General features: G+C 49.7%; 3 protein-coding genes. All 3 read right to left on the bottom strand.

Annotation, left to right across the window (positions count from 1 at the left end; all coding sequences use genetic code 11):
• Positions 1-767: hypothetical protein (locus HCUR_RS08125; RefSeq protein WP_165780604.1), on the bottom strand; the 767-nt coding region annotated here is incomplete at its 3' end.
• Positions 754-1545 (bottom strand): hypothetical protein, encoded by a 792-nt coding sequence (locus HCUR_RS00980; RefSeq protein ID WP_104206346.1) that lies wholly within the window; start codon positions 1543-1545, stop codon positions 754-756. The genes HCUR_RS00980 and HCUR_RS08125, both read right to left, overlap by 14 nt.
• On the bottom strand, positions 1542-2237 hold a 696-nt coding region (locus tag HCUR_RS09420; RefSeq protein WP_243397235.1), incomplete at its 5' end, for a hypothetical protein. The genes HCUR_RS00980 and HCUR_RS09420, both read right to left, overlap by 4 nt.

Here is a 2237-nt window from a genome sequence, read left to right as displayed (position 1 = left end):
ACCCCCAGAGCGGCCTTAAAGGCAGGCTTAAAGGTAGTACGAGGTCTCTGGGATTCTTCAGTAATAGAGGGCACGACCGTGTGGTGAATCTCGGTGAACTCGGGGCGAGGCAGGATTTCCAAGCCGATAGGGCGCTGACCCGTCTTAGAAACGACTTCCAGGTGCGGCGTATCCACCGCCAAATGACCCTGAACAGAACAGTCCAGGTAGTCCACCCCTTGGCCTTGGTGAGCCTGGGTTTTCTGGAGAATGCGAGAGTCCTTAACCACCTCCATCTTTTCAAAACTGTCCTGCCTTACCGCGGGGGTTAGGAGAAGTTTTTCGCGAGCCTGAATGCGCACCTCCCCCTTAAACTGGGTTCCCTGGAAGCCCCCCTGCTGCAGCGAAAGGTGGAGCCCCTCCAGAGGAGTCATAGCGGTGCTGGCCTGGCTGAGATCCGTGAAGGGCTCAACGCGCACCCCCTCAATGGACCCGGGCACCGGCTGGGTGCTGTGGCGGCGCTCTTGTATATATACATTATGAGAAGATTCAGAGGCGCTCCCATACCCGGGAATGCACCGGTAGCACTGCGCCTCCAGTACCCCCTTGCCCTTCATCTGCGTGCCCTGATGGAGGATGGCCCCCACCCGGCCGGAGATCTCCTGCGCCTCAATGGAAGAGGGATGAAACACCGAACTGGAGCCGGTATATACCGCATCCTCCTTCCTCCCCGGCTCCCGATCTGCCCAAAAGGAACATAATTTTCGAAAGAATTTACCGATGCCCAATGCTAATAACCTCCTGGGGGAGAAGGAGCAGCTGGCCCCGGACATATTCAGCGCAGGCTAAACTTTCTTTTGCTGAATCTACTGCGTTTTTCGCTTGTTTCATTTCTTTTTCAGAAGAAGGCGTTTTACACAATCTTGCCTTAGCCCTTTTTAATGCTTCTTGCCATCTTAAAATTTCATTTTCCAACAAACTCAACACCAAATCCCCCTTTCCCAAGGGCAAAGCATCCAGTATAAGAAGCTCAGGAAATTGATCTGGCTTAATTCTGTAAAAGGTATCAAAAATCATTTTAGACATAAAATAACTAGCAGCCCAGCGAGCCCCGGGATGTAGTAAGTGTAACGATCGCATAAGCCAGGGCATATAAGCTGGACCAAAATCCCAATAATTTGCCACGATTTGTAGCATCATTTCTGTCCAAAGGTCTTCCATGGTCCAGGGCCATCGTACGTCCCCCTCCGGAGGAAAATACTGCATCAATTCGGGAATAATAGAAGGGTCCTTCAGAAAGGAAATAGAATCAAATATATAATAGAAGGTCCAGGCGGCTCGCTCAAAAATCATGCAACCATCTTCTTCTTGGCGCCAATTAAGGCGCCGCTCTCCTTGATCCCATATCCTAAAATAATAGTTCAGTGCCGAGAGCATATTTTCCTTAGTACCAAAGGTTTTAAACCCCTCTGTCCACTGTTTTTCATCAGCAAGCGGAAGGTAGTTTCCCACATATTCCGCTGAATAAATTTCATCCAACACATCTTGCAAACACGTATACTTCATGATGGGCCTCCCTTTTTTTTCATCTGTTCTGGAAAAGTTTCTCGATTTTTTCGAAGGGCTTCCAGCAATGCATCGTTCAAGTCTTCTCGAACTTCTTGTTGCAAAGCCCCCGGAGGAAGTCTGTCAGGAAGCTTTCGCATGTCTCGAACGCTCACAAATAGAGCTTGGCGAAAATTCTCAACCTCCATTTTATTGGCGGTGTGCACAAAATCTTGATGCCATTCTTTGGGAATCAAAATACTAATCCCTGCATCTCTATGGATATTAGACCGGACGAAAATTTGATTATTTTTATGGGTTCCTACGTGGTGACGGGCAGTTCTTCTAGGGTTTCCTTCATTACGAGCATCCATAGCTTTTTCTATATCTCTATGATTCCCCACCACAAATTTTTGATCCCTATACTGAGTAAAGTACTGCTGCAGCGCCCCCTGTTCTGGGACGATGTTAGGGCTCTGAGGGGCTGGTTGTATGGTGTGAACCTGAGGCTCTGCCTTCCCCTTCCTACCGGTTCTTTGCAACTCCGGAGCGGTCTTCATCAGCACCCTGCGTTCTGCCAAAAATCCGTCGCTCAGCGGGTTTAGATAGGCCCCAAGCCCCTCTAGACCCCCTTGCTGGAAAGCATCAAAAGCTCGGCACAGGCGAGAAAAGCCATAACCGATGCCCTTGACCACCACGCGAGCGCTGTGGAA

The sequence above is a fragment of the Holospora curviuscula genome, assembly GCF_002930195.1.
Taxonomy (GTDB): Bacteria; Pseudomonadota; Alphaproteobacteria; order Holosporales; family Holosporaceae; genus Holospora; species Holospora curviuscula.
This window is presented reverse-complemented; position numbering and strand designations above follow the sequence as displayed.